Annotated in this window: 22 protein-coding genes; 15 read left to right on the forward strand and 7 right to left on the reverse strand. The window is 43.1% G+C overall.

What is annotated here, in order from left to right; genetic code table 11:
• Nucleotides 1–367: 367 nt before the first annotated feature.
• From B1K71_RS03095 to B1K71_RS03125, 7 genes are all read left to right on the forward strand, one after another.
• Nucleotides 368–1,948, forward strand: a complete 1,581-nt coding sequence (locus tag B1K71_RS03095) for a Na+/H+ antiporter NhaC family protein (RefSeq protein ID WP_077324529.1) — start codon at nucleotides 368–370, stop codon at nucleotides 1,946–1,948.
• Nucleotides 1,949–2,049: 101 nt separating this feature from the next.
• Nucleotides 2,050–3,231, forward strand: a complete 1,182-nt coding sequence (locus B1K71_RS03100; protein WP_077324530.1) for an LL-diaminopimelate aminotransferase — start codon at nucleotides 2,050–2,052, stop codon at nucleotides 3,229–3,231.
• Nucleotides 3,228–4,901: a thiamine pyrophosphate-binding protein gene (locus B1K71_RS03105; RefSeq protein WP_077324531.1), complete on the forward strand. Its 1,674-nt coding sequence runs from the start codon at nucleotides 3,228–3,230 to the stop codon at nucleotides 4,899–4,901. The genes B1K71_RS03100 and B1K71_RS03105 overlap by 4 nt, the downstream gene beginning before the upstream one ends.
• Before the next feature lie 21 nt (nucleotides 4,902–4,922).
• Complete coding sequence (locus tag B1K71_RS03110) at nucleotides 4,923–6,419, forward strand: aldehyde dehydrogenase family protein (protein WP_077324532.1); 1,497 nt, start codon at nucleotides 4,923–4,925, stop codon at nucleotides 6,417–6,419.
• A 117-nt stretch (nucleotides 6,420–6,536) separates the two neighbouring features.
• Nucleotides 6,537–7,709, forward strand: a complete 1,173-nt coding sequence (locus tag B1K71_RS03115; RefSeq protein ID WP_077324533.1) for a saccharopine dehydrogenase family protein — start codon at nucleotides 6,537–6,539, stop codon at nucleotides 7,707–7,709.
• Nucleotides 7,710–8,095: 386 nt separating this feature from the next.
• Nucleotides 8,096–8,860: an IclR family transcriptional regulator gene (locus tag B1K71_RS03120; protein WP_077324534.1), complete on the forward strand. Its 765-nt coding sequence runs from the start codon at nucleotides 8,096–8,098 to the stop codon at nucleotides 8,858–8,860.
• A gap of 20 nt (nucleotides 8,861–8,880) precedes the next feature.
• Entirely contained in the window at nucleotides 8,881–9,192 is a 312-nt protein-coding gene (locus tag B1K71_RS03125; RefSeq protein WP_077324535.1) for a DUF3870 domain-containing protein, read from the forward strand.
• Between the two features lie 79 nt (nucleotides 9,193–9,271).
• Here B1K71_RS03125 and B1K71_RS03130 read toward each other — a convergent pair whose 3' ends face one another.
• From B1K71_RS03130 to mreBH, 5 genes are all read right to left on the reverse strand, one after another.
• Nucleotides 9,272–10,720, reverse strand: a complete 1,449-nt coding sequence (locus B1K71_RS03130; RefSeq protein WP_077324536.1) for an NAD-dependent succinate-semialdehyde dehydrogenase — start codon at nucleotides 10,718–10,720, stop codon at nucleotides 9,272–9,274.
• Nucleotides 10,721–10,734: 14 nt separating this feature from the next.
• Entirely contained in the window at nucleotides 10,735–11,925 is a 1,191-nt protein-coding gene (locus tag B1K71_RS03135) for an acyl-CoA dehydrogenase family protein (protein WP_077324537.1), read from the reverse strand.
• Nucleotides 11,926–11,936: 11 nt separating this feature from the next.
• Nucleotides 11,937–13,097: a CaiB/BaiF CoA transferase family protein gene (locus B1K71_RS03140; protein ID WP_175631809.1), complete on the reverse strand. Its 1,161-nt coding sequence runs from the start codon at nucleotides 13,095–13,097 to the stop codon at nucleotides 11,937–11,939.
• Nucleotides 13,098–13,336: 239 nt separating this feature from the next.
• Complete coding sequence (locus B1K71_RS03145; protein ID WP_077324538.1) at nucleotides 13,337–13,690, reverse strand: DUF1428 family protein; 354 nt, start codon at nucleotides 13,688–13,690, stop codon at nucleotides 13,337–13,339.
• A gap of 296 nt (nucleotides 13,691–13,986) precedes the next feature.
• Nucleotides 13,987–14,994: a rod-share determining protein MreBH gene (gene mreBH / locus B1K71_RS03150; RefSeq protein WP_077324621.1), complete on the reverse strand. Its 1,008-nt coding sequence runs from the start codon at nucleotides 14,992–14,994 to the stop codon at nucleotides 13,987–13,989.
• 433 nt (nucleotides 14,995–15,427) lie between these two features.
• On the opposite strand from mreBH, the gene B1K71_RS03155 reads away from it, so the two are divergent.
• From B1K71_RS03155 to B1K71_RS03180, 6 genes are all read left to right on the forward strand, one after another.
• A complete protein-coding gene (locus B1K71_RS03155) occupies nucleotides 15,428–16,204 on the forward strand; it encodes a CAP domain-containing protein (protein WP_077324539.1) in 777 nt (258 codons plus the stop codon).
• A 330-nt stretch (nucleotides 16,205–16,534) separates the two neighbouring features.
• Nucleotides 16,535–17,530: a glutaminase gene (locus tag B1K71_RS03160; RefSeq protein ID WP_077324540.1), complete on the forward strand. Its 996-nt coding sequence runs from the start codon at nucleotides 16,535–16,537 to the stop codon at nucleotides 17,528–17,530.
• Between the two features lie 18 nt (nucleotides 17,531–17,548).
• Complete coding sequence (locus B1K71_RS03165; protein WP_077324541.1) at nucleotides 17,549–18,217, forward strand: SOS response-associated peptidase; 669 nt, start codon at nucleotides 17,549–17,551, stop codon at nucleotides 18,215–18,217.
• A gap of 54 nt (nucleotides 18,218–18,271) precedes the next feature.
• The gene (locus B1K71_RS03170; RefSeq protein WP_077324542.1) at nucleotides 18,272–18,742 is read left to right on the forward strand and encodes a low molecular weight protein-tyrosine-phosphatase; all 471 of its coding nucleotides are present in this window, start codon (nucleotides 18,272–18,274) and stop codon (nucleotides 18,740–18,742) included.
• Between the two features lie 21 nt (nucleotides 18,743–18,763).
• Nucleotides 18,764–19,072 carry a YtxH domain-containing protein gene (locus B1K71_RS03175; protein ID WP_077324543.1) on the forward strand — a complete coding sequence of 103 codons (309 nt, stop codon included), beginning with the start codon at nucleotides 18,764–18,766 and terminating at the stop codon, nucleotides 19,070–19,072.
• A 20-nt stretch (nucleotides 19,073–19,092) separates the two neighbouring features.
• Nucleotides 19,093–19,923 carry a YihY/virulence factor BrkB family protein gene (locus B1K71_RS03180; protein ID WP_077324544.1) on the forward strand — a complete coding sequence of 277 codons (831 nt, stop codon included), beginning with the start codon at nucleotides 19,093–19,095 and terminating at the stop codon, nucleotides 19,921–19,923.
• Nucleotides 19,924–20,063: 140 nt separating this feature from the next.
• Here B1K71_RS03180 and B1K71_RS03185 read toward each other — a convergent pair whose 3' ends face one another.
• Together B1K71_RS03185 and B1K71_RS03190 are read right to left on the reverse strand one after the other, a co-directional pair.
• Complete coding sequence (locus B1K71_RS03185) at nucleotides 20,064–21,995, reverse strand: heavy metal translocating P-type ATPase (protein ID WP_077324545.1); 1,932 nt, start codon at nucleotides 21,993–21,995, stop codon at nucleotides 20,064–20,066.
• A 186-nt stretch (nucleotides 21,996–22,181) separates the two neighbouring features.
• Complete coding sequence (locus tag B1K71_RS03190; protein WP_077324546.1) at nucleotides 22,182–23,351, reverse strand: MFS transporter; 1,170 nt, start codon at nucleotides 23,349–23,351, stop codon at nucleotides 22,182–22,184.
• A gap of 142 nt (nucleotides 23,352–23,493) precedes the next feature.
• Between B1K71_RS03190 and B1K71_RS03195 the strand changes: the two genes are divergently transcribed.
• A complete protein-coding gene (locus tag B1K71_RS03195; protein WP_077324547.1) occupies nucleotides 23,494–23,886 on the forward strand; it encodes an OsmC family protein in 393 nt (130 codons plus the stop codon).
• A gap of 63 nt (nucleotides 23,887–23,949) precedes the next feature.
• Nucleotides 23,950–24,747, forward strand: coding sequence for a YfkD famly protein (locus B1K71_RS03200; RefSeq protein WP_077324548.1), 798 nt, complete (start codon nucleotides 23,950–23,952; stop codon nucleotides 24,745–24,747).
• The last annotated feature ends 124 nt before the right edge of the window (nucleotides 24,748–24,871 follow it).

Here is a 24,871-nt window from a genome sequence, read left to right on the forward strand (position 1 = left end):
GAAGAAATTATCGGACAAGGGGAGGAGGGTTAGATGCGGGCATAATAAGGAAAGCCATTGCCATAGAAAAAGGAATCAGTCTTAAAGAAAGGCTCTTTGTTGTTTTACACATGATTTATAAACTGCGACGCAAAAAAGGTAGTGGATTTATAGTATTTAAGATATAGTCCAGCGTAGGAAATACACGAAGACTCCCGCGGGAAAAGCAACAGCTGAAGATCCCGCAGGAAGCGGTTTTTGCTTCCGAGGAAAGCGAAGTGTATTTCCGGAGCGGTGTCATAGCATCTCACATTGGTCGTAGTCTATTAATCAAAAGAAAACAACAATCTTTCAGAAAAAAGAGCCTAACGAAAAAAGGAGGCATACGATGGAGAATACAATTTGGTCGATTGTTCCCCCGTTACTGGCAATTATTATGGTGCTGATTACAAAAAGGGTTCTGTTGTCATTGGGTGTTGGAATTGTTGCAGCTGCATTATTTATTGCAAGTTTTAACATTTTTGAAACACTTGGTCTGATCTGGCAATCATTTAAGGGGATATTTGTGGCGGATGGAGCCCTGAATACATGGAACGTCTACATTCTTCTGTTTGTACTAATGCTTGGAATTATCACCGCATTCATCAGTATGATGGGTGGCACAAAGGCGTTCGGTGACTGGATGATCCGTCGTGTTAAAACCCGAGCCGGTGCCCAGCTCATGACAATGGTGCTGGGAATCATTGTTTTTGTTGATGACTATTTTAACAGTCTAACAGTTGGACAGGTGTGCAAACCGGTTACAGACAAGCACCGTGTTTCCCGGGCCAAACTTGCATATATTGTAGATTCTACTTCTGCACCGGTTTGTGTGATTGCACCGGTTTCAAGCTGGGGTGCCTACATTATCGGGATAATCGGGACTATTATTGCTGCACAGGGGCTGACAGATATTACGGCATTTGGAGCTTTTATGCAGATGATTCCGATGAACTTTTATGTATGGGCTGCATTGGGTGTTGTACTTGTAATTGCATTAAAAGAGGCAGATTTTGGTCCGATGAAAGTACACGAGGTTCGGGCGGCAAGAACAGGTGAGGTACTGGATCCGAATCATAAGGAAAGTGTTGATGTGGAATCAAAACTGCCGGAAAGTGATGCAGGGAAGGTATCTGATCTGGTGATTCCAATTGCCGTTTTATTTGTTGCAACGGTAGGGTTTATGTATTGGACAGGATTGGAAGCGTCCGAGGCAGGGGCATCGCTGGTTGATATTTTTGGAGCTGCCGCTGTGGCGAAATCATTGCTGTACGGCGGCTTAACCGGAATTATCATTACCTTTATCATGTTCTTTCCTCATATGGGGCCGGGGAAATTGTCCGGCAAACATTTTGGCACAGGATTGGCAGAAGGAGCAAAATCAATGCTGCCGGGCTTTACGATCCTGATTTTTGCATGGTCTATTGTATTTTTAATTGGCGAACTGGAAACAGGTGAATTTTTAGCCGGAGTTGTACAATCATCCAATTTATCGTTAACATTGCTGCCGGTAATCGTGTTCATCATGGCCGGGTTTATTGCTTTTGCAACCGGAACATCGTGGGGGGCATTCGGTATTTTGCTGCCGATTGCAGGACAAATTGCTGCAGCAACAGATATTAATCTACTTTTGCCAATGCTTGCTGCTGTATTGGCCGGTTCTGTATTTGGTGATCATTGTTCCCCGATATCCGATACAACCATTCTGTCATCAACTGGATCAAGCTGTCATCATATTGATCATGTGACAACACAATTACCGTATGCTTTTACAGCCGCTGCAATAGCAGGGCTTGGATACATTGTCCTGGGCATTTCCGGCAGTGTTTGGCTTGGACTCGCCATGGTGGCAGCAGCCCTTGTAATTTTCTATGCCGTTATAAAAAAATCCAAAGAAACGGATGCAGCAAGTAATACAATCGCAAAATGAAATCTGTTTATTTTAAACAATTGCAAATCCCCATTTGTTGATTTATACTGTAAGCGGATACATGAAATGGCATTTCAATAAATGAAACAGGTGGGTGAGCGATGGCTTTTGTTTCTGAGAAGGTGAAAAATCTGCCGCCATATTTATTTTCAGAGTTTCAGCGGAAGAAAAAGAAACTCATGGCGGAAGGGATGGATGTTATCGACCTGGGTATAGGTGCCCCTGATTTGCCGGCACCGCAGTTTGTTGTTGATAAACTGACGGAAGAAGCACAGAAACCGGAAAATCACCGATACTCAACTTATAGCGGATGTCAGGAATTCAAAGAGGCGGTGGCTGCCTTTTATAAAAGGCAGTATAACGTGGACTTGGATCCCGATAATGAGGTACTTGCGGTTATCGGGTCAAAAGAAGGCATAGCCAACTTAATGCATGCGGCCATCAACCCGGGCGATACTGTGCTGGTGCCTGATCCGGGATATCCTGTATACCGGACAGCCGTTCACTTGGCCGGCGGGGATAGTGTTTCACTGCCGCTCGATCGTGAGAACGGGTATGTACCATTATTCGGGCAGGTTAATAAGCAAATTGTGCAAAAAGCAAAGGCGATGTTTTTAAATTACCCATCGAATCCGACGGCGGCAACCGTTGATGCCGGCACTTTTATGAAAGCGGTTACGTTTGCTGAAGAGAATGACCTTTTGCTGGTGCATGATGCCGCGTATGACATGGTGACCTTCAATGGCTATACATCACCAAGTGTATTGCAGGCACCAGGTGCAAAAGATGTTGCTGTCGAATTCGGATCATTGTCTAAATCCTTTTCCATGACTGGCTGGCGCATTGGCTATATGGTTGGAAATAAAGAGGTAGTGCAAGCACTTGCCGCATTAAAAAGCAATATAGATACATGCCAATTTTTGCCGGTGCAAAAAGCTGCTGCGGCGGCTTTGAACAGTGACTTCTCCGCTTCCAGAAAAAATAATGTGATTTATCAAAAACGCATGAAAAAACTACATGGCGCGATGGGAAAAATCGGAATGCAGGCAGAGCGGCCGAACGGCACCATTTTTATATGGACCAAGATTCCAAAAGGTTTCACTTCTATGACGTTTGCGGATAAGTTATTGAATGAAGCGGGGGTTATTGTGACACCGGGTAATACATTCGGAAAGCAAGGAGAAGGTTATGTCCGTATTTCGTTGTCCGTTTCGGAAGAACGTTTGGATGAGGTAATTCAACGAATACAAGGACTCCATTTAAAAGAGGTGACGAACGGATGAAAACTTCAGCGGTAGCTGGAACCGAAACAATGTCTGCTGCCCGGGCAATTGTTAAGTCATTGCAGATTGAAGGAATATCCAATGTTTTCTGTGTGCCCGGGGAGAGTTATTTGCCTGTGCTGGATGCCCTGCATGATGAAAACGCCATTCGTGTCATTTCAGCAAGGCATGAAAGTGGTGCGGCATTTATGGCGGAAGGCTATGCCAAATCTTCTCTTAAGCCAGGTATTGTACTTGCAACAAGGGGTGTTGGTGCTGCCAATCTATCTATTGGCGTGCATACAGCTTTTCAGGATTCAACGCCAATGGTTGTATTTCTGGGGCAGGTACATAGCAAGTTCAGAGGGAGAGAAGGTTTTCAGGAGGTGGATCTGGATCGGTTCTTCGGCCATATTGCCAAATGGACTGTCGAGGTGAAAGATCCGGAACGCATGCCGGAACTTGTTCAGCGTGCATTACGGGTTGCACAGACGGGGAGACCTGGACCTGTTGTTGTTTCTCTTCCTGAAGATGTACTTCCGGTGGAGGCCGAAATGCGTTTCGGGCCATCCGCTGTCACGCCAAGGCCAAAACCATCTGATCAGGAAGCGAAAAATTTGGAGGCTTTACTTGCGGCAGCGCAAAAGCCGCTGATCATTGCAGGTGGCGGTGTGAAAAGTTCACAGGCGGAAGCGGAACTGATCGCATTTGCTGAAAAGTTCTCCATACCGGTGATGGCCGCATTTAGGAGGCATGATTGTTTTCCGAATGATCATCCGTTATATGCAGGGCATCTTGGGCTTGGGACAAATCCGAATGTGCTTCAGACAGTGCATGATTCCGATGTAATATTGGCACTTGGAACACGTCTGTCGGAGGTAACCACACAGGACTATACGATTATTACGCCGGACAAAAAGCTGATTCATGTGGATATTGAACAGCAAACAATTGGAAAAGTGTATGCACCTGATTTAGGTATTGTAGCTGATTTAAAAGAAGCATTACATGTTTTGTTTGAAATGGATATAAATCGTTCATGGGTGAAGTGGGCTGATGAACGGCGGGACGCTTACGAGAAAGCAAGCATGCTCCATGTTTCGCATAATGATGTGCTTAACAAGCATATTATAGCAATGGTCGCGGAGGCACTTCCTAAACATGCACTGTTAACGAATGATGCCGGAAACTTTGCGGGATGGCTTCACGCATTTTATCCATTTACCGAAAAACATACGTATGTTGGTCCAACTTCAGGAGCAATGGGTTACGGAATGCCTGCTGCACTTGGTGCCAAACTGGCTTTTCCCGACAAAACGGTTGTGTCTATGTCCGGTGATGGCGGGTTTATGATGACATTTTCCGAATTGGAAACTGCAGTCCGCTGCAACATTCCGATTATCAGTCTGGTGTTCAATAATCAGATGTATGGAACAATCCGGATGCATCAGGAAAAGCATTATCCGGAAAAAGTGATTGCCACTGATCTCGGGAATATCTCATTCCAGGATCTTGCAAAGAGTGTTGGTGCAGATGGTTATCAGGTGAAAACACCTGATCAATTTAAAAAAACATTTGCCCATGCATTAAAAGCTAATAAACCGTGCGTAATTGAAATTTTTACAGATAAAGAACAGATTTCCGTTACATCCACCATTACGCAAATTCGCGATAAAGCGAAAAGGAAATAAACTATTTGGGAGGGCTATGTTATGACGGACGCATTATTGAAAACAGAGAAACTGAGGAACTTTATCGATGGTGAATGGGTTGAAGGCAAGGAATATACAGCTGTTGTTAATCCAGCGAATGGCAAGACAATTGTCGATGTTCCGTTGTCTGACGGGGGAGATGTGAATAAGGCCGTTCAGACTGCTAAAAAGGCACAAAAGGAATGGGCGCTTGTTCCAGCCCCGCAGCGTGCTGAAGTGCTTCTTCGCGTTGGAACCCTGATGAAAGAGCGCAAGGAACGCTTAGCACAGTTACTGACAATGGAAAATGGCAAAGTGCTGGAAGAAGCACGCGGAGAAGTTCAAGAAGGAATTGATATGGCATTCTATATGTCCGGTGAAGGGCGGCGTTTGTTTGGGCAGACAACACCATCCGAGCTGAAGGATAAATTTGCGATGAGCCAGCGCTGTCCAGTAGGTGTGGTTGGAATTATTACACCGTGGAATTTTCCCATTGCTATCGCTACGTGGAAGTCATTTCCGGCAATTGTGGCGGGGAATGCAGTTGTCTGGAAGCCTGCCACCGAAACGCCTATTCTGGCATTTGAACTGGCTAAAATCTTTGAAGAAGCCGGTTTGCCGAAAGGTGTTGTCAATGTTGTATTCGGAAAAGGATCGGCGGTAGGAGATGCAATGGTCCACCATAAGGATATCCGGGTTATTTCATTCACCGGTTCGAATGAGACCGGTCGCGGTATTGCTGCAGAATGCGGACAACAGTTGAAAAAGGTTTCTCTCGAGATGGGCGGTAAAAATGCGGTCATTGTTATGGATGATGCTGATCTGAATCTTGCGGTTGAAGGGATTCTTTGGAGTGCTTTTGGCACAAGCGGCCAGCGCTGTACCGCCTGCAGCAGAGTTATCGTTCATAAGGATGTTAAGGAAACACTGGAGGAGCGCCTGCTCGCTGAAATGGAGAAACTGACAATCGGTGATGGGCTGGATGAGTCCAATAAGGTAGGGCCGATTATTAATAAAGATGGAATCGAAAAAGTTAAACGATATATGGACATCGGAAAAAATGAAGGAGCTAAGCTTCTTGCCGGCGGTTATGTCATGAATGGGGGTAAGTATACGGATGGCAACTATTTTGCACCGACACTCTTTACCGATGTTACGCCTGACATGCGAATCGGTCAGGAAGAAATCTTTGGCCCGGTCGTATCATTGATTCCTGTTGATAGTTTGGAAGAAGCTATCGAGGTGAATAATGGTGTTGAATTCGGCCTGTCCAGTTCAATTTTTACAGGCGATATCAATCGCGTATTCCAGGCACAGCGAGATCTGGATACCGGTATTGTTTACGTAAATGCCGGCACAACCGGTGCTGAAATCCATTTGCCATTCGGGGGAACAAAAGGCACCGGAAACGGCCACCGCGATTCAGGAGTGCAGGCACTCGATGTCTTCACAGAATGGAAAGCTGTCTATATCGATTACAGCGGCAAACTCCAACGCGCACAAATTGATGTAGAGTAATTGGAAAAGCGGAGGTGCCCGCTCAACACGGTGCCTCCGGTAAATAAAATCATGTTCAACCAAAGAAAGGGGCAAACATAAAGGATAGATTAATTTAATTAAGGGAGTGGATGATTCATGAAAATTGGTGTATTGGGATCTGGATTAATGGGAAAGGAAGCTGCCCGCGATTTGGCGGCAAGTGAAGGAGTAACTGCTGTCGGTTTGGCAGATATCGATTTGGAAAGAGCACAACAGGTTTGTGATCAATTGAATTCTCCCAAACTGACAGCCTATAAAGTTAATGCAAGTGATGAGCAGGAATTGGCAAACTACATGACTCAATTTGACGTAATTATTAATGCGTTATTCTATTCGTTTAATGAGGTTGTTGCCAAAACCGCCATTAAGGTGGGTGTGAACTCAGTAGACCTGGGTGGTCATATCGGCCATATGACAGACCGTGTACTAAAATTGCAAGACGAGGCTGCTGAAGCCGGTGTAACCTTAATTCCCGACTTGGGGGTAGCACCTGGTATGATTAATATTCTATCCGGTCATGGCGCAGGCAAACTTGATAAACTGGAAGAAATAAAATTGTACGTAGGGGGAATTCCAGTACGTCCGGAACCACCTTTCGAGTATAATCATGTATTTTCCATGGAAGGGGTATTCGATCATTATACAGATCCTGCCTTAATTATCCGGGATGGAATTAAACAGGAAATACCTTCTTTATCTGAAGTGGAGCGGGTACATTTTGAAAAGTTCGGTCCGCTTGAAGCCTTTCATACATCCGGGGGAACATCAACATTATCCATCTCTTATCCGCATCTGAAGACTCTTGAATATAAAACAATTCGTTATCCGGGGCACGCGGATAAGTTCAAACTGCTCGTTGATCTTAATTTGACCAGAATGGATTATGAGGTCGATGTAAACGGTCAAAAAATCAATCCAAGGGAAGTTCTTTTAAAAGTGCTAGATCCAATTGTCGATTTAAAAGATAAAGATGATGCGGTACTTTTAAGAATTAAAGTGAACGGAGAAAAGGAAGGCAAGCCAAAAACATACGAGTATGAAATGACGACATATAAAGATAGAGAAAATAACGTAACTGCCATGGCCCGTGCCACAGCGAATACCATCTCCGCAGTTGCACAAATGATCGGTAACGGCACAATTACAAAACGCGGTGTCTTCCCGCCGGAGCAGTGTGTCCCCGGTGAGCCATACATGAAGGAAATGAAAAAGCGCGGCGTGATTATCCATGAATCGGAAATTGCTGAAAAAGATAAAGTAAGCATTTAACAAGCAGTGGCTGGGACATTACAAAACGTGTTATTAAAAAGACGAACAATTAGAGAATTAGCGTAGGAAATATACGGAGACTCCTGCGGGAAGTAAAGCCTAGATGAGACCCCGCAGTGCGACGAGCACTACTTCCACCGAATATGCTTCGAGTTGCGAGGAGTGCTGCTTCATTGAAACACTTGCAACACGACGAGCACCCAGCACGAGGAGGCTCAACAGCTGCCCGCGGAAAGCGAAGTATATTTCCGGAGCGGCTAGATGCTCCATTTTCTAATTGGTTGTTCGTTTTTTTCTTTGGATAACACACTTTTGTCCCAGCCCCTTATAATATAGGATATAATTCAGTTAATATAAAGAAGTAATTGCAGCAAGGAGCATCGACTATGAATCAAAGTGTCATGAAAGCATTGAATCTGCTGAACTTTTTTACGGTGGAAACTCCCGAATTAACGTTAAGGGAAATCGCGTCCAAAGCAGGGATTCCGAAACCAACAGCATATCGGTTGCTGACATCACTGGAATCCGGTGATTTTTTGTATAAAACAAAAGAGACCGAACATGACAGCAAATATCGCCTTGGATTAAAACTGCTTGAACTGGGGCAAATTGTTGCTGATCAGCTGGAAGTCCGCACGATTGCATTCCCGTATATGCAGCAGCTGGCACAGGAAATTAATGAGGTAATCCACCTGGTTATTGTAAACCAGAATGAGGCAACATATATTGAAAAAGTGGACAGTTCCAGAGCACTTCGTCTAAACACACGAGTAGGTAAAAGCTCCCCTTTATATGCAGGATCCGGTCCGAAAATGTTGCTGGCAAATATGCCGCAGGATCAACAGCGGGATATTTTGGCCGCAGACACCTTGTACCGGAATAACCAGCCTATAAATAAGCAGCAGTTATTGGAACAATTGGAAAAAATCCGCGAAAATAGGTATGCTTATAGTGTCGGGGAACAGGACGCCGATACAACCGGAATATCTTATCCCGTATACGATTATCGTGACAAGGTTATCGCTGCATTGGCCGTAAGCGGATTGTCCAGCCATTTTGAAGAGGAAAATCTGGAATGGATCAAGGAGAAATCAAAACAAACTGCTGAAGCGATTTCCCGAAAGCTGGGATACAGAGGTCCGGATTTCTAGTTTAAGAGGGAGAGCTATGAATGAATACTGTTTTTATCGCTGGTCACGCACGGCTCCCATCCGGAATGGCTGCCAAAAGCATTTATGACACGTTGACAATCACAGCCGAAATCGATAAGAAATATGGCGTTATCGTAACAGCAGGATGCACCCTGGCAACATTACACGGCCGTGAATTTGTACAACAGCTGTTACGAGGACACAGCCTGCAGGATGGAATTGAGCGGCCGGTTCAGGTAGTTAAAGAACATTATTTGGGGAAAGCAGGCAATGCATTGGAATCCGCTTTAAATGATTTGTACAAGCAATATGAAGAATTCGCAAGAAAATAAACCGTACCGCCAGTTGATAGCTGGTGGTACGGTTTATTTTTCTTAAATCGCGCGGTGAGCGCCCCAGATTGCGATTCAATCATTTAATCCCCATTGATATATATTTTTTCTCCAAAAACTCATCCATGCCATAATGGCCGCCTTCTTTACCGACACCAGATTGTTTGATGCCGCCGAATGGTGCCTCGGCCAGGGCAGGGAATACATCATTTACACCGACAATTCCGTATTCAAGTTTTTCGGATACGCGAATGGCGCGGTTAGTTGTTTCGGTGAATATATATGCTGCGAGTCCATAGTCGGTATCATTGGCTTTATCAATGGCAACATCCTCATCTGTAAATGTTTGAATTGGCATAAGCGGGCCAAACGTCTCTTCATTCATAATAAGCATGTCGTCATCGATTGCTGACAGAATGGTAGGTTCATAGAAATAACCGTCCATACCGCCGTTCCACTTTTTGCCGCCATGAATAATATTTGCTCCTTTTTTCACAGCATCATCCAGCTGATTTTGAACTTTTTCCGATGCCTGTTCATTGATAAGCGGACCAAGATCTGTTTCTTCATGAAGCCCATTTCCGACTTTTAGCTGTTTCACTTTTTCAGTCAGCTTTTTTGAGAAGGCATCCTTCACGGAATCATGTACATAAATCCGGTTGGCGCAAATACATGTTTGGCCATTGTTCCGGAACTTGCTCGCTAATGTTAATGCAGCGGCTTTATCCAGGTCGGCATCATCAAACACAATAATCGGTGCATGCCCGCCAAGTTCAAGGGAAATTTTCTTCACATGATCTGCGCTTTCCCGCATCAAATGTTTTCCGACTTCAGTGGATCCTGTAAAAGTTATCAATCTAACATCTTTGTTGGTGAGCATTGCAGTGCCAATTTGTTCCGCATCTCCAGTAACAAGGTTTACGACACCCTCAGGCATGCCGGCACGCTCCAGGATTTTGACGATCTCAATTGCTGACAGTGGTGTTTCCGGAGCGGGTTTCAAAACAACTGTACATCCTGCTGCAAGTGCGGGTGCAATTTTTCTCGTTATCATAGAGGCAGGGAAGTTCCATGGTGTGATGGCGCCGACCACGCCAACCGGCTGCGGAATCACAAGCAGCCGTTTCGAACTTACGGAAGAAGGAATCCATTCCCCATATGCCCGGCTCGCTTCTTCTGCATACCAAAGCAGAAAATTGGCGGCACCTTTAATTTCTCCTTTTGCTTCTTTTAACGGCTTTCCCTGCTCAGTTGTTAAAATTTCACCAAGCCGGTTCACCTCTTCCAGCATCAATTCATATGCTTTGTACAAAACACGGGATCGTTTCCGTCCGGTCATTTCACTCCATGTTTTAAAAGCTTTATTTGCCGTCTGGATTGCTTCTGTTGCTTCGGACTTACCACCAGATGCAATCTTTGTGATTGGCTCAAGTGTCGCCGGGTTATAGACCGTGTCCGTATTCTGGGAATCAACCGCCCGCCATTTCCCATTGATAAAAATACTTTGCGTTTCATTTTCAAATTTCATCTAAAAGCCTCCTTTTATTTTCCTTCCCATGCGGGCAGCATTTTGTTGAGCTGTTTATCTTGACGATAGCCAAGAACATAATCTGCTTGCATCAGAGTGTGGACTTCGCGCGTTCCTTCGTATATGACGGGGGCTTTCGAGTTCCGCAAATACCGCTCAACAGGGTATTCATCGGAATAACCATACGCACCGTGAACCTGGACAGCATCATCAGCCGCTTTGTTGGCAAAATCACATGCCTGCCACTTTGCCAGCGATGTTTCGCGAGTGTTGCGCTTGCCTTCGTTTTTCATTTCCCCCGCTCGATAGACAAGCAAACTGCTCATTTGCAGACCTGCCTCCATATTGGAAATCATCTGTTTTACAAGCTGATGCTGACCAATCGGTTTGCCGAATGTTTCCCGCTCATGACAGTATTTTACGCTTGCCTCGAGACAAGCTCTGATCTGTCCGACTGCCCCCGCTGCAACGGTAAATCTTCCATTATCGAGTGATGCCATTGCGATTTTAAATCCTTCACCTTCCTCGCCAAGCAGGTTTTCTTTCGGCACTTTTACATTGTCAAAAAATAATTCTCCGGTATTTCCGGATCGAATCCCCAGTTTTCCTTTCGTTGCTTTTGATGAAAAACCTTCAAATGTACGCTCCACAATAAAGGCCGAAATCCCGTGGTGCTTTTTCTCTTTATCGGTATAGGCGAAAACGAGAAAGTGGTCCGCACTGTCACAAAGTGAGATCCATGATTTCTGTCCATTTAAAATATAATGGTCACCGTCTCTTTTTGCTGTCGTCCCAAGTGCGACAACGTCAGAACCAGCGCCAGGCTCTGTCAGTCCAAATGCGCCGACTTTTTCTCCTTTTGCTTGTGGTACCAGGTATTTCTGCTTCTGTTCTTCTGTTCCCCATTGAAGAACAGACATGCTGTTTAAACCGGTATGAACGGAGACGGACGTACGGAAGGCTGTATCTCCACGTTCCAGCTCCTCACAAACAATGGCAAGCGCATTATAGTCCATCCCGCTGCCGCCGTATTCTTCCGGGATGCATACTCCCATTAGGCCCAGTTCAGCAAGCCGGTTCATAATGGAAGGATCAAACTTCCCTTCCCGATCCCACTCGGCGATATTTGGCATAATCTCTTTATCGACAAAGCTTCTGACTGTACTTCTAAGCATCTGCTGTTCTTCTGAAAAATTAAAATCCATTGTATCAACTCCTAATGATTTGTTTTGGTTAAACCTAATTGTTTTAAAATCTCTTCTGTATGTTCACCAGGATCCGGCGGGTGATGATTTAGCTGAAATGGTGTCCGCGAAAGGTTTAGCGGGCTGCCAACCATTCGGATTGGTCCGGCAGTCGGATGTTCACTATTGATGAACATATTACGCGCCCTCAGCTGCGGATCACTGACTACTTCATCGATTGTATGAATCGGTCCGCATGGGATCTTGTTTTCCTGACATTTTTCGCGCCAGTATTCAGTAGGTTTTTGCAAAAATTCTTCCTGAAGAAGCGGAATCAATGCTTCACGGTTTGCGACCCGGTCTGGATTCGTCTGGAAACGTTCATCCAAAGCATATTCCGGTTTACCCAGGAGTGAGCAAAGCATTTTGAACTGGTTATCATTGCCGACAGCAATGACCATCTCCCCGTCCATCGTTCGGAATGTTTGGTAGGGGACAATATTGGCATGCTGATTACCAAGGCGTTCCGGGATTTTTTCGGACATCAAATAGTTACTGCCTATATTCACGAGTGAACTCACTGCAGCATCATAAAGGGAAATGTCCAGTTTTTGTCCTTTTTGCGATTGTACCCGTTCAAGCAATGCACCCTGAATGCCAATACACGCATATAACCCGGTTAAGATATCCGTGATCGCAACACCAAGCTTTTGCGGACCAGAATCTTTGTCACCGGTTATACTCATCAATCCGCTCATTGCCTGGATAATAAAATCATAGCCGGGAAAATCCTTATAAGGTCCGGTTTCGCCGAATCCGGTTATCGAACAGTAGACAATTCCCGGGTTTATTTCGGCGAGCGTCTCATAGTCAAGACCGAATCGTTTCATCGTGCCGGATTTGAAGTTATTTATAATGACATCGCTTTCATTCACGAGCGTTTTAATAACCTCTACACCTTCGTCACTTTTTAGGTCTACCGTGATACTTTTCTTATTCCGGTTCGCACAAAGATAATAAGCACTTACTCCATTTTGAAAAGGGGGACCCCATTTCCGGGTTTCGTCGCTGCCGCCCGGGGCTTCCACTTTAATAACTTCCGCACCAAGATCACCAAGAATCATTGTACAGTACGGACCAGCGAGCACACGTGATAAATCAAGCACTTTGATATTTTCGAGTGCGCCAGACACAACATCACTCCTCTCGTAAATTAAAATAAACCACTCCAAAATGACTACAGAATACTCCGGAGTCAGATTGAACTGGCATTTATCCGTTGGAACAGAACTGGGGTTGGACTGTAAACAGATTAGGCAGCATGGGATGTTAAGTTTATCATGATACGACATCATGTTTGGCAGACGTGGCATCGTCTTCACATGATTCTATAATTATTATATAGTATTCAGAAAAATTTGTAAACAAAAAATTACAAATCCGTTGAAAAAGTGGATGTGATGACTTTCGAGAAGTCCACTGTATGTTTCATTTCGTCAAATAGTTCATTAATTTCCGGATCCTCATTTACCTGATCCAAGACTTCATTATAGTGCGATTTATTGCGAAATACGGATTGTCCGAACACTACTGCTTCATCTTCAGCAACGTCAATGAATTCCAGAAGTCCCTTACACCCGTGATTTCCATTCAGATCATCTGCTAAATAGGTCATATCCTCAAGGGCGCCACTTGCCAAATATATCTCACTTGCCTTTTCATTTATATCGATAAAATTCTGCAGTTTCTCCTGTTTGATCCGGTATAAATAAATAACCGTATACACGTAATCACCTCATCATTCATGCTCTCTATAATATTCAATACCATCTATGAAAAATCCTTCATTTTTAACAGAAAAATTTCTCTTCATCGACAAAATAGCAACTTTTATTGTTCGATTGGGAAAGAATCGAGAGGGAGAGGGGAGTCAGCAGTCGTTTTCTGCGAAAAAAAACCGTGCCCAAAAAAGGCACGGTTTTATTAATGATTAGATTACCGAATGAGCCACGTCCAGCTCCAGCGCCCAGCAACTAGCAAACTTCACACTCCTCATTACGATAAAGAAGACTTGCCGATTGTCTATTTTGCTGCTTTTTGCAGTTTGGAGATCATTTTAAGTGCTTTACCGGTTCCGACCGCTACTGATTCGAGCGGATTCGGTGCAATGTGGACAGGCACAATAATTACTTCGGAAAGCCAGTCCTGCATTCCGTTTAGTAATGAGCCGCCGCCGGTCAACACGATTCCGCGGTCCACAATATCCCCGCTCAGTTCAGGAGGGCAGTTTTCCAGTGTTGCACGAACAGCTTCCAGGATTTGTTCCAACGATTCTTTTAATGCGGAATAAACTTCTTTTGATGAAACTGTCACTGTTTTTGGAAGGCCGGTAACCATATCGCGTCCGCGCACATCCATTGTTTGCTCTTTGTGATCCTCATAGGCAAAGCCGATTTCCATTTTAATGTTTTCCGCGGTACGTTCACCAATCAGGATATTATAGTTTTTGCGGATATAATGAATGATTTCTTCATCCATTTTATCCCCGCCGATGCGGATGGAATTACAGGAAACAACTCCGCCGAATGAGATAATTCCAACTTCACATGTTCCGCCGCCGATATCCACGATCACGTTAGCGATAGGCTCATCAACGGGGAGATCAGCACCAATTGCCGCTGCAACAGGCTCTTCAATCAAATGAACATGCTTTGCCCCATAACTTGTTACCGCATTATGAATGGCGCGGCGCTCAACAGTTGTGCTGCCGGATGGTGTGCATACGACAACTGTCGGCTTGCGCATGGAAAGTCCCATTTTTTTGCTTACCTTTTTCAAGAATTCTTTCAGCATCTGTGCAGTGACATCGTAATCAGCAATCACTCCATCACGCAATGGACGAATCGGGATAATATTTTGCGGTGTTTTACCGACCATTTCTTTTGCTTCTGACCCTACGGCGACCACATTTTTAGTGTTCATGTCAATAGCAACGACAGATGGTTCATTTAATACGATTCCTTTTGTCTTTGAATATATCAATATATTAGCTGTACCTAGATCAATTCCAATTTCCGCATTCGATAACATAGACATAATAAGGTTCCTCCAATGATGTATCAGTTTTCTATCATATTTCACTTTTTACAGACGAAAAAAATACAGTATTTCATTATATATTCTTTCTATACTTTACCATACTTTCTGGGGGTAGATAAACATCTTATATATATTGATTTGACAGTATTTACATGGAAAAAACAGGTTGAAATAATCAAGTAACATTTATATTACATTTTTGTCATCTTTGTAATATAACAGAGCCGTTTTAGCAGGTGTCAATAGAAATATATTTGAAATTACTTCCAGTGCAATGAAAATTTTCCTGTTTCCTCATATCCTAAACACTATGTTTATAGTAATACGGGTATGAAATCTAGTCTATGGCAATGCCTTCCATAATTATTACATGAATCGCATGGTATGATAATTTTGCAAATTAAAACACAGGAGAGGTGACAAGATGCTAAACAAAGTAGTAGTAACAACCGTTTCGGCAGCAGTATTGCTAGGTGGTGCCTTTCAATCTTCTGCTGATGCATCAGCAAATATAGATAAATCTCAGAATCAATCACAACCAACAAGTGATTGTTTCCAAGATTCCTCAAAGAATCTTGATAGTCTTATCAATAAGTATTTCGGTGACGTAAACTGGAATAAAGTGGAGACTGGTCAACAGGAACAAGCTGTACCAGAACAGGAAACACAGAAACAGCCAGAAGGAAATCAACAGGCTGAACAACAGGAAAAACCTGCTGAACAAGCAGAAGCGCCTGCACAAAACCAACAAACTGAAGCACCTGCTAAGCAAGAACAGCCGGAGCAGACTTCACAACAGCAAAGTCAAAATCAATCACAGCAATTAAGTCAGTATGAACAGCAAGTTGTTCAATTAACAAATAAAGAACGTACTGAACGTGGGCTTTCTGAACTTAAAGTAAGCACAGAATTAAGTAAGGTTGCACGTGAGAAATCCCGTGATATGGCTGAGAACAACTATTTTTCTCATAACAGCCCAACGTATGGTTCCCCGTTTGATATGATGAAACAGTTTGGAATTTCATATCGCACTGCCGGTGAAAACATTGCAAAAGGCCAGCGTACACCGCAAGAGGTAGTAAATGCATGGATGAACAGTGAAGGTCACCGCAAAAATATTCTTAACCCAAGCTTCACACACATTGGAGTAGGGTATGTCGAAAACGGCAATATTTGGACACAGCAATTTATTGGAAAATAAAATGGAAACACAGTATAAAAGGTGCTGATCATACAAGATCAGCACCTTTTTTTATGTCTTGTTTGAGCTGTTTAAATAAGTGGAATTGATTCCTGACAATGTCAAACCTGTATTTACACGGATAAAGTGCTCCATCAGCGCTGAAGCACATAATCCCTATGTGAACGGGGGAAACTTTGAAAATATCCTATAATACCTGTATGTTTCGGATTGATTTATTGGCAATACATATGTTTTTATAGTTATGGTTAGTGACTTACTGGCGGTTTCTGAAAGTAACTATCAACGTTTTCTTCTTAAAAATAACATACTTAAATCGAGGTGAGTGAAATGGTACAGGGCATAGCAAACTGGAACACGGAACAGACGGAAGAGTGGCTTCAGGAATATGTTGATGACTGGGTGGCTTTTTACCATGATCGTACAAGTGATGGGAATGTTGCTTCCTATATTCCGGAACTGAAAAAAGCTGATCCGAATGATCTTGGGATAACGATTCTGGGAAAAAGCGGGATGACCATCAGTTCCGGGGACACGGAAACTCCATTTACGATTCAAAGTATCTCCAAAGTCATCAGTTTCATTGTAGCGTGTATGGAACGGGGTGTTGCCTACATGCTTGATAAAGTGGATGTGGAACCGACAGGAGAAGCTTTTAATTCCATCATGCACCTGGAAATGCGGCAGGTCAAAAAACCTTTCAATCCATTGGTAAATGCAGGTGCGATTACGGTATCATCAATTTTGGAGGGACGGACTTCTGATGAAAAGATGAATCCGATTTTTGAACTTCTGGAAAATATGCTCGGTTATCGCCCGGCTATTAATGTGGATGTGTATGAATCGGAACGGGATACATCGATACGAAATCGCGCTATTGGTTACTATTTGCTGGAGACAGGTTTTCTGGAGTCTGATTTGAACATAACGCTGGAAACTTACTTTAAACAGTGCTCCATTGAAGTAACCGTTAATGATCTTGCCCAAATCGGACTAATACTCGCCAACGATGGAATCGATCCGGAAACGAGGGAAGAAGTTATTCCGAGGCAGGTTGCAAGAATCGCAAAGGCGCTTATGCTAACATGTGGGATGTACGATGCATCGGGGAAATTTGCTACCTATGTTGGGGTGCCGGCAAAAAGTGGTGTATCCGGCGGTATCATTGCAGCAGTTCCACCAAGGGTACGTGAAGAAGAATTGCCATTTATGGATGGTTGTGGAATTGGGGTTTATGGACCAGCATTGGATGACAAAGGCAACAGTATTGCCGGTATTCGCCTTCTTCGACATATCGCCAGCCAGTGGGATTTAAGTATTTTTTAATGATGGGGGAGATCAGTCATGTGTGGACGTTACACGTTATTGGCGGATGAATTGGAGATTTTACGTGAGTTTGATCTGGAACAACCGATTGATTCGTATCAGTCAAGCTTCAACATAGCACCAGGACAAAATGTGCTCGCAATCATCCATGATGGAAAGAAAAAGCGAGCAGGATATTTGCGCTGGGGACTTGTTCCATCTTGGGCAAAGGATGAAAAAATCGGTTATAAGATGATTAACGCCCGCAGTGAAACAGCACATGAAAAACCCAGTTTCAAAAAATTAATGGCCCGTAAACGCTGCTTGATTGTGGCGGACAGTTTCTATGAATGGAAACGCGATGGGAAAGAAAAGCAGCCTAAACGGATTCAATTGGCGGATAGGAAATTATTTGCTTTCGCCGGTTTGTGGGATAAATGGGAGCGGGAAGACAAGGACTTGTTTACATGCACTATTTTAACGAAAGATGCTAATGCATACATGCAGGAGATTCATCACCGTATGCCGATTATTCTTCCCAAGGGAAAAGAGGACGAGTGGATTGCATCAGGTGAAAAAGATCCACAGCAATGGCATCAATTTTTGCAAACACTGGAAGCGGACACGTTTTCGTCTTATAATGTGGATACGTATGTCAATGCTGCCAAAAATAATGATGCTGCATGTATTGAGCCGCTTGCAGAGTAGGTCGGCGTTTACACATCATACAATGCGGGGAAAGAAAAGATAAGGAGTTTTTGCATGATAAAGGTTTTATTTATCTGTTTGGGGAATATTTGCAGATCCCCGATGGCTGAAGCAATATTCCGGGATCTTGTGGAAAAGGATAAGCTGTCGGACAAATTAATGGTTGATTCTGCGGGCATTGGTCATTGGCACAGCGGTGAACCACCACATGCGGGAACCCGGACAATGCTTGATAAGCTGGATATTTCCTATAAGGACATGAAAGCAAGACAGGTACATACGAATGACTGGCAGGATTTTGATTATATTATTGCTATGGATGATCAAAATATTAGCGATCTCCGGGAAATCAATGACGGAACCAGTGGAGTCAAAATCGCAAAACTGATGGATTTTGTTGAGGATCCGGATGATGTGAATGTGCCGGATCCCTATTTCACAGGCAACTTTGATTATACCTATGAACTCGTATCAAAAGGGTGTAAAGAATTGCTTGCGTATATTAAAAAAGTTGAAAACATATAAAGTTAAAGGAGCGTAACAGAAATGGGTAAACAGAAATTATTTCTAGGTGTTTTTGCAGGTGCAGTTGCAGGAGGGCTGGTATCACTGATTAACCGTGATACAAGGGATTACACAAAACAAAAAATGAGCGATGTGAAAGAGCGCTCCGGATATTACGTGAAAAACCCTTCAGACGCCGTCCAAACAGCAAGAACCAAATTTGATTCATTTAATAAGAAATTTGCCAACGGAACGGAAAGTGCACTCAAAGCATTGGATCAGGTTGAAAACACGCTGGACAAATATGCTGACAAAAAACAGAAGAAGCTGGAGGATCCGAACAACAACTAAACAAAAGGGGATGATGGACTTTGAGGAAAGTAAAAGCATTTGGAAAGCAGATATTTGAACAAATCACGGAACATGATGTGTTCGGGATTGCAGCACAACTTGCTTATTTTTTCCTGTTATCTCTTTTCCCCTTTCTTTTATTTTTAATGACACTTGTTGGATTTTTACCGATTGATGATCAGACGGTAATCAGTTTTATTGAAACCTATGCACCAGGCGGCATCGCTGAAATGATCAATGAAAATGTCAGTGAGCTTGTCAACAATCGCAACGGTTCATTATTATCTATCGGTGTAATTGGTACGTTATGGTCGGCATCAAACGCAATCAACGCTATTATGAAAGGGTTTAACAGGGCATATGATGTGGATGAGGACCGTTCATTTATTGTGGCACGGTTAATTGCGATTATTTTGACGCTGGCTATGATTTTCGTTATTTGCATGGCATTTCTATTGCCGGTGTTTGGAAAAGTGATTGGGGAATTTCTTTTTACGTTTGTCGGAATGTCTCAAGGCTTTCTCAATGCCTGGGAAACTTTTCGATGGGTGATTTCATCCATCACGTTTTTCATCGTCCTGCTGGCATTGTATAAACTCGCCCCCAATATGAAGATTTACTTCAGAAATGCTGTCTGGGGCGCATTGTTCGCTACTGTCGGCTGGCAGCTTGTATCATTGGCGTTTTCCTACTATGTTAATTCAATGGGAAATTATGCGGCAACATACGGCAGTCTTGGGACAGTAATTGTGTTGATGATTTGGTTTTATTTAACTGGAATTATAATTTTAATCGGCGGCGTTATCAATGCCGTATTGCGCAGAAATAATATTAAGGAGATTAAGGAATAGTGTTAAGGAAACAAATCCCGTACCACATTGAATGTGATATGGAATTTGTTATATGGTTTTTTGAAAATATTGTTGTTGTATACAAAATTTATAAATTGCGACACGGGAAACATCAGCCGATTTGTAATACTTTGGTGCGGCTATTTCAGCAATCTCAAGCCGTTTAAAATAACAAGGATGGTGCTTCCTTCGTGTCCGATTACTCCGAGCGGTAAATCCAGTACCTGCAGAAAATTGGATGCAATCAACAGCAGAATGACACTCATCGAAAAGATCACATTTTGTTTGACGATGCGATTCATCCGTTCTGACAAAAGGATGGCGTTCGTTATTTTCGGAAGGTCATTTTTCATAAGTACAATATCCGCGGTTTCCAATGCTGCATCTGTTCCTTTTCCCATGGCAATTCCGATATTGGCAGTTGCCAGTGCAGGGGCGTCATTAATTCCGTCACCAACCATTGCAACATTTCCATATTTATTCCGAAGTGCTTTGACGTGATTGACTTTCTCTTCAGGAAGACACGTTGCAATATAATCGTCAATGCCGGCTTCCGCAGCAATTGCCTTGGCAGTTGTTTCATTATCACCGGTAAGCATAATGGTATGAATCCCTTGTTTGTGGAGGGTTTTAATCGCTTTTTTGGCTTCTTTACGGATCGTATCTTTTAATGCGTACATCGCAATGATATGTTGATTTCGTTTGACGAACACAATTGTTTTTCCCTGTGCAGCCATTTTTTCTGCGATTCCGTTTTGAAAGTGGCTTGCTGCTGATTCCCCTACAAACCCGGCTTTGCCAATTTTCCACGTCTCATTATCGATAATTGCTGTAATCCCATTGCCGCTCCATGTTTTTACTTCCTGTACATTTACCTTGGAAAAGTCCATTCCGCTGCTGTTACTGGTAATTGCTTCTGCCAGTGGATGTGTCGATTCTTTTTCGATGGCGCCGGCATGAAGAAGAATAAATTCTTTTTCCACATTTGGTTCAGTATACAGGTCGGTCACTTCCGGAGTCCCATTTGTTAATGTACCGGTTTTGTCGAATGCAATAGCTTTCATATGACTTAAATTCTCTGCATGAACACCGCCTTTAAACAATACACCGCGTTTGGCGCTGTTTGAAATGGCCGATAATGTTGCAGGCATAATGGAAGCAACAAGGGCACATGGCGATGCTACAACGAGCAGAATCATGGCCCGGTAAATGCTTTCCGAGAGAGACCAGCTGAATAGTAGTGTTGGCAAAAACATCATAACGGCGACAACCGCCAGCACAACTTTTACATAGGTTCCTTCAAACCGCTCGATAAACAGTTGTGACGGTGACTTTTCCTCCTGGGCAGTCTGAACCATCTGAATGATTTTTTGAAAAAGTGTTTCACTGGCAGGCTTGGTGATTTTGATTGAAATGGATCCGTCCAATGCTACTGTACCGGCAAAAACTTCCTCACTGTTTTGTTTGCTTACCGGAATGGACTCCCCCGTAATTGCACTTTCATCAATCGCAGTTGATCCTTTCGTAATCATGCCGTCAGCCGGAATCCGTTCACCAGCCCGGACGGCAACAATGTCTTCCACTTTTAATTTCGATACCGGGACAACTTTTTCCTGTCCATCCGAGATTAAGAGTGCCTGTTCCGGCTGCAGATTCATAAGTGCGGAAATCTCTTTATTGCTTTTGTTCATGGTGTACGTTTCCAGCGCTCCAGATAATGCGAAAATAAAAATCAGGATGGCGCCTTCTGTCCAGTAACCAATGGCTGCTGAGCCGATTGCGGCAAATACCATCAGCATTTCAACGTTTAATTCCTTATTTGCGATTGTCTCCTGGATTCCTTCTTTTGCTTTCGCATAGCCGCCTATTGCAAACGCAATTAAATGCAAAATGACCCACATTGTTTGCGACAGGTGATCACTGAGGAGCCATGTGATCAGTATAAGCAAGCCGCTGAATAAGGCTGCAATTAATTCGAGATGTGGAGAAATACGGGATAAGAATGATGTTTCAAAAAACGATTTAAACGGATTATGTTTAGGTGACTGCAATGTTTCCGAACCGGTTGTCATGTATTTTACCTCCTCAGATTATAATTATTATAAATAAATATTTATTATTATATTACCATTATAATTAATAAAGTCAACAAGGAAATAAGCCTATTTTAATGACCAAAAAAAAGACACCCGCTTTAGCAGATGCCTCATACGAGCGTGCGTCGGAAAACACAGTTCTTCACAAAAAAACACAATCGCCTACACAATGTGCCGGGCTTCCGGTTCTTTTTTGAAGTAAATGGCTGCAAGTATCAGTACCAACATGCCTGCTATCATATAAAAGAAAGAAATGCCCGGGATGAATTCAATAAACAGTCCTCCTAAATAGGGACCGCTGATGCTCCCAATGCTGAAAGAAATTCCCGTCATAAGATTTCCTGCAGGCAATAGGAAGGGCGGCAGGATATCCGCAAGGTATGTAATACTTAATGAATAAAGTGAACCGACAAACATCCCCGCGGTTGCAAAGGAAATAAACAATGCTGTTACAGATGTCTCCATGATTGCTGCAATAAGAAAACTGACGATACCGAGCGTCAAAACACCCAATAAAATATTGCGTCTGCCATAGCGGTCACTGTACATGCCTAAAGGGATTTGCGTAATGATGCTCCCGGCCGCAAAGCACGGGATAATCAGTGAAAGAATTTCCACATCATGCCCGATGCGTAATCCGTATATTGGAAATATGCCATGCAGCGTTGCCTCCAGGAAGCCGTAACCAAAAGCGGGGAGCAGTGCCACCCAGGCTATTTTTCCAGTTTTTATAAATCTTCCAATTGAAGTGGAAGTTCCGGTTTCAATTGAATCGTCAGCTTCCGGCCAATAATTTCGTACAAAAAACATGGAGGACCAGACAAGCATGCTGAGGAATGCTGATAATAAAAATGGCAATGCTTCATGAATGGCAAGCAGCCTTGTCATTAACGGTCCCACCGTAAAACCGAGCCCAAAAAACAAGCCGTAGAAAGCGATGTTTTTCCCGCGGGATTGTTTGGAACTTGTTGTTGTAATCCATGTTTGTGTACCAAGATGGAGCATATTATCGCCAATCCCGATTGTTACCCGCAGAATGAACCAGAACCAAAGCGACTCCCAAAACGGAAACAATGCCATTGATATAAATACAAGTGCACCGCCGACCAGAATAATTGGTTTAAATCCGTATTTTCGCATCGGCTTTTCGATAAAAGGAGAAGCTAATAAGACACCAACATACAAGCCGGTGGCGTGCAGTCCGTTAACAGAAGATGATATACCGTTTTGTTCCAGAATAATGGCTAATAACGGCAGTAGCATCCCCTGTGAAAAGCCTGAAATGGAAACAAGTGAAATTAAAATCCAAAATCTTGTCTTAATAGATACCACGATAAAAATCCCCCAAAATGAAACGAAAATGACTTTTCTAACAATGTAGCTTTTTTTGCAGCAATCTGCAATACAATTGTTTATCATGTTGGTTATAATGGATATATAAATACTGAATAATGATGTAAAGGAGCGGTTACGAATGGAGTTCTATCTGAAAGATAATGGCATGCACACTAAATTGGATTATGGGGAGCTGGCGATTTCCGGAAATGAAGAATTTGGCTACCGGCCATTTCAATTGATGGTGGCGTCGATAGCCGGATGCAGCGGTTCCGTTTTCCGTAAAATTCTGGTTAAACAGCGGACCGATTTTGAGGATTTGATTATTTCCGCGGAGGTGGAGCGCAATCCGCAGGAAGCAAACCGGATCGAAAAAATTGTGCTGCATTATACCGTAAAGGGCCGAAATCTGAACTACGAAAAACTGGATAAAAATTTGAAAATTTCCAGACAAAATTGCTCCATGATTCGTTCTGTTGAAAATTCGATTGATATTGAAGAGACAATCGAAGCAATTGAGCTAAGTGAGTAAATTTGCAGCGTATAAATTTCATGTGTCCGAAAAAACTAAGCTAAAAGGAAAGGAATGGGATACATGAAAAAAAGATCATTCATTATTACATTAATTTTATCCGCACTTGTCTTAACGCTTCCCTTTTCTGCGTATGGTAAAGAAAAGCAGAAGAAAGAAGATGAGACGAAGGTTCCAAGCCATGTGCTGAACATATCAAAAGAAAACACATACCCAAATTCGACGGAAGATCAGGAAATAGTCGAACCGAGTGAATTCACGAAAGAAATGATCTCGGAACTAGATATTCCGATTGAAAACCCCGAGTTGATTAAAATGCTTAATGAAACATCGATAAATCCATCACCAATTGCATTTGGTTACCGGGGAATGGTTTATATTGGACGCTGGCCGCTCAACTATAAATCAAAAGAGACGAACATTAATTGGGAATATCAGAAGATCAACACAAATGAAGTGAATAACATGGGGGGAGATAAAGAACAGAAACTGCATTATATTCAGCACAATAAAAAGGAAATACAAGGTGCATTGACAAATAAAATTGCCAATCCCAATGATATTAAAAAAATGATGCTGTTAAAGGCAAAGGAGAAAATTGAACTCCCGCTGGCATACAGTACCGTAATTGGAAAAGATACCAAAAAGGATAACTCGTACTCTATCCCGCCAGATAAATTTGGTAAATTACAAACCTATGCCCCAGCAGTTAATGAAAAAGGGCAGGTGACATTCGGGGAAGTTTATTTTCAATTGAAAGGCCCCAACAAAGCAATCGTCATTAAAAATGTGACCAAACAAGGAATAGGTGCGTGGATTCCGATTCAGGATTACGTATCGTTCTCATTCCAGCTGAAATAATGCTAACCCGCCTCGCTCACAGGCGGGTTTTTCTTTTACCTTATAAGTGGTAAGCGGCACGTTGTTGGGCAAGCAGTAACCCGAATGAGCACATCCTGAATTTTCCACCATGCTGCAATCGACA

It is taken from the genome of Virgibacillus siamensis (assembly GCF_900162695.1).
GTDB lineage: Bacteria > Bacillota > Bacilli > Bacillales > Amphibacillaceae > Lentibacillus > Lentibacillus siamensis_A.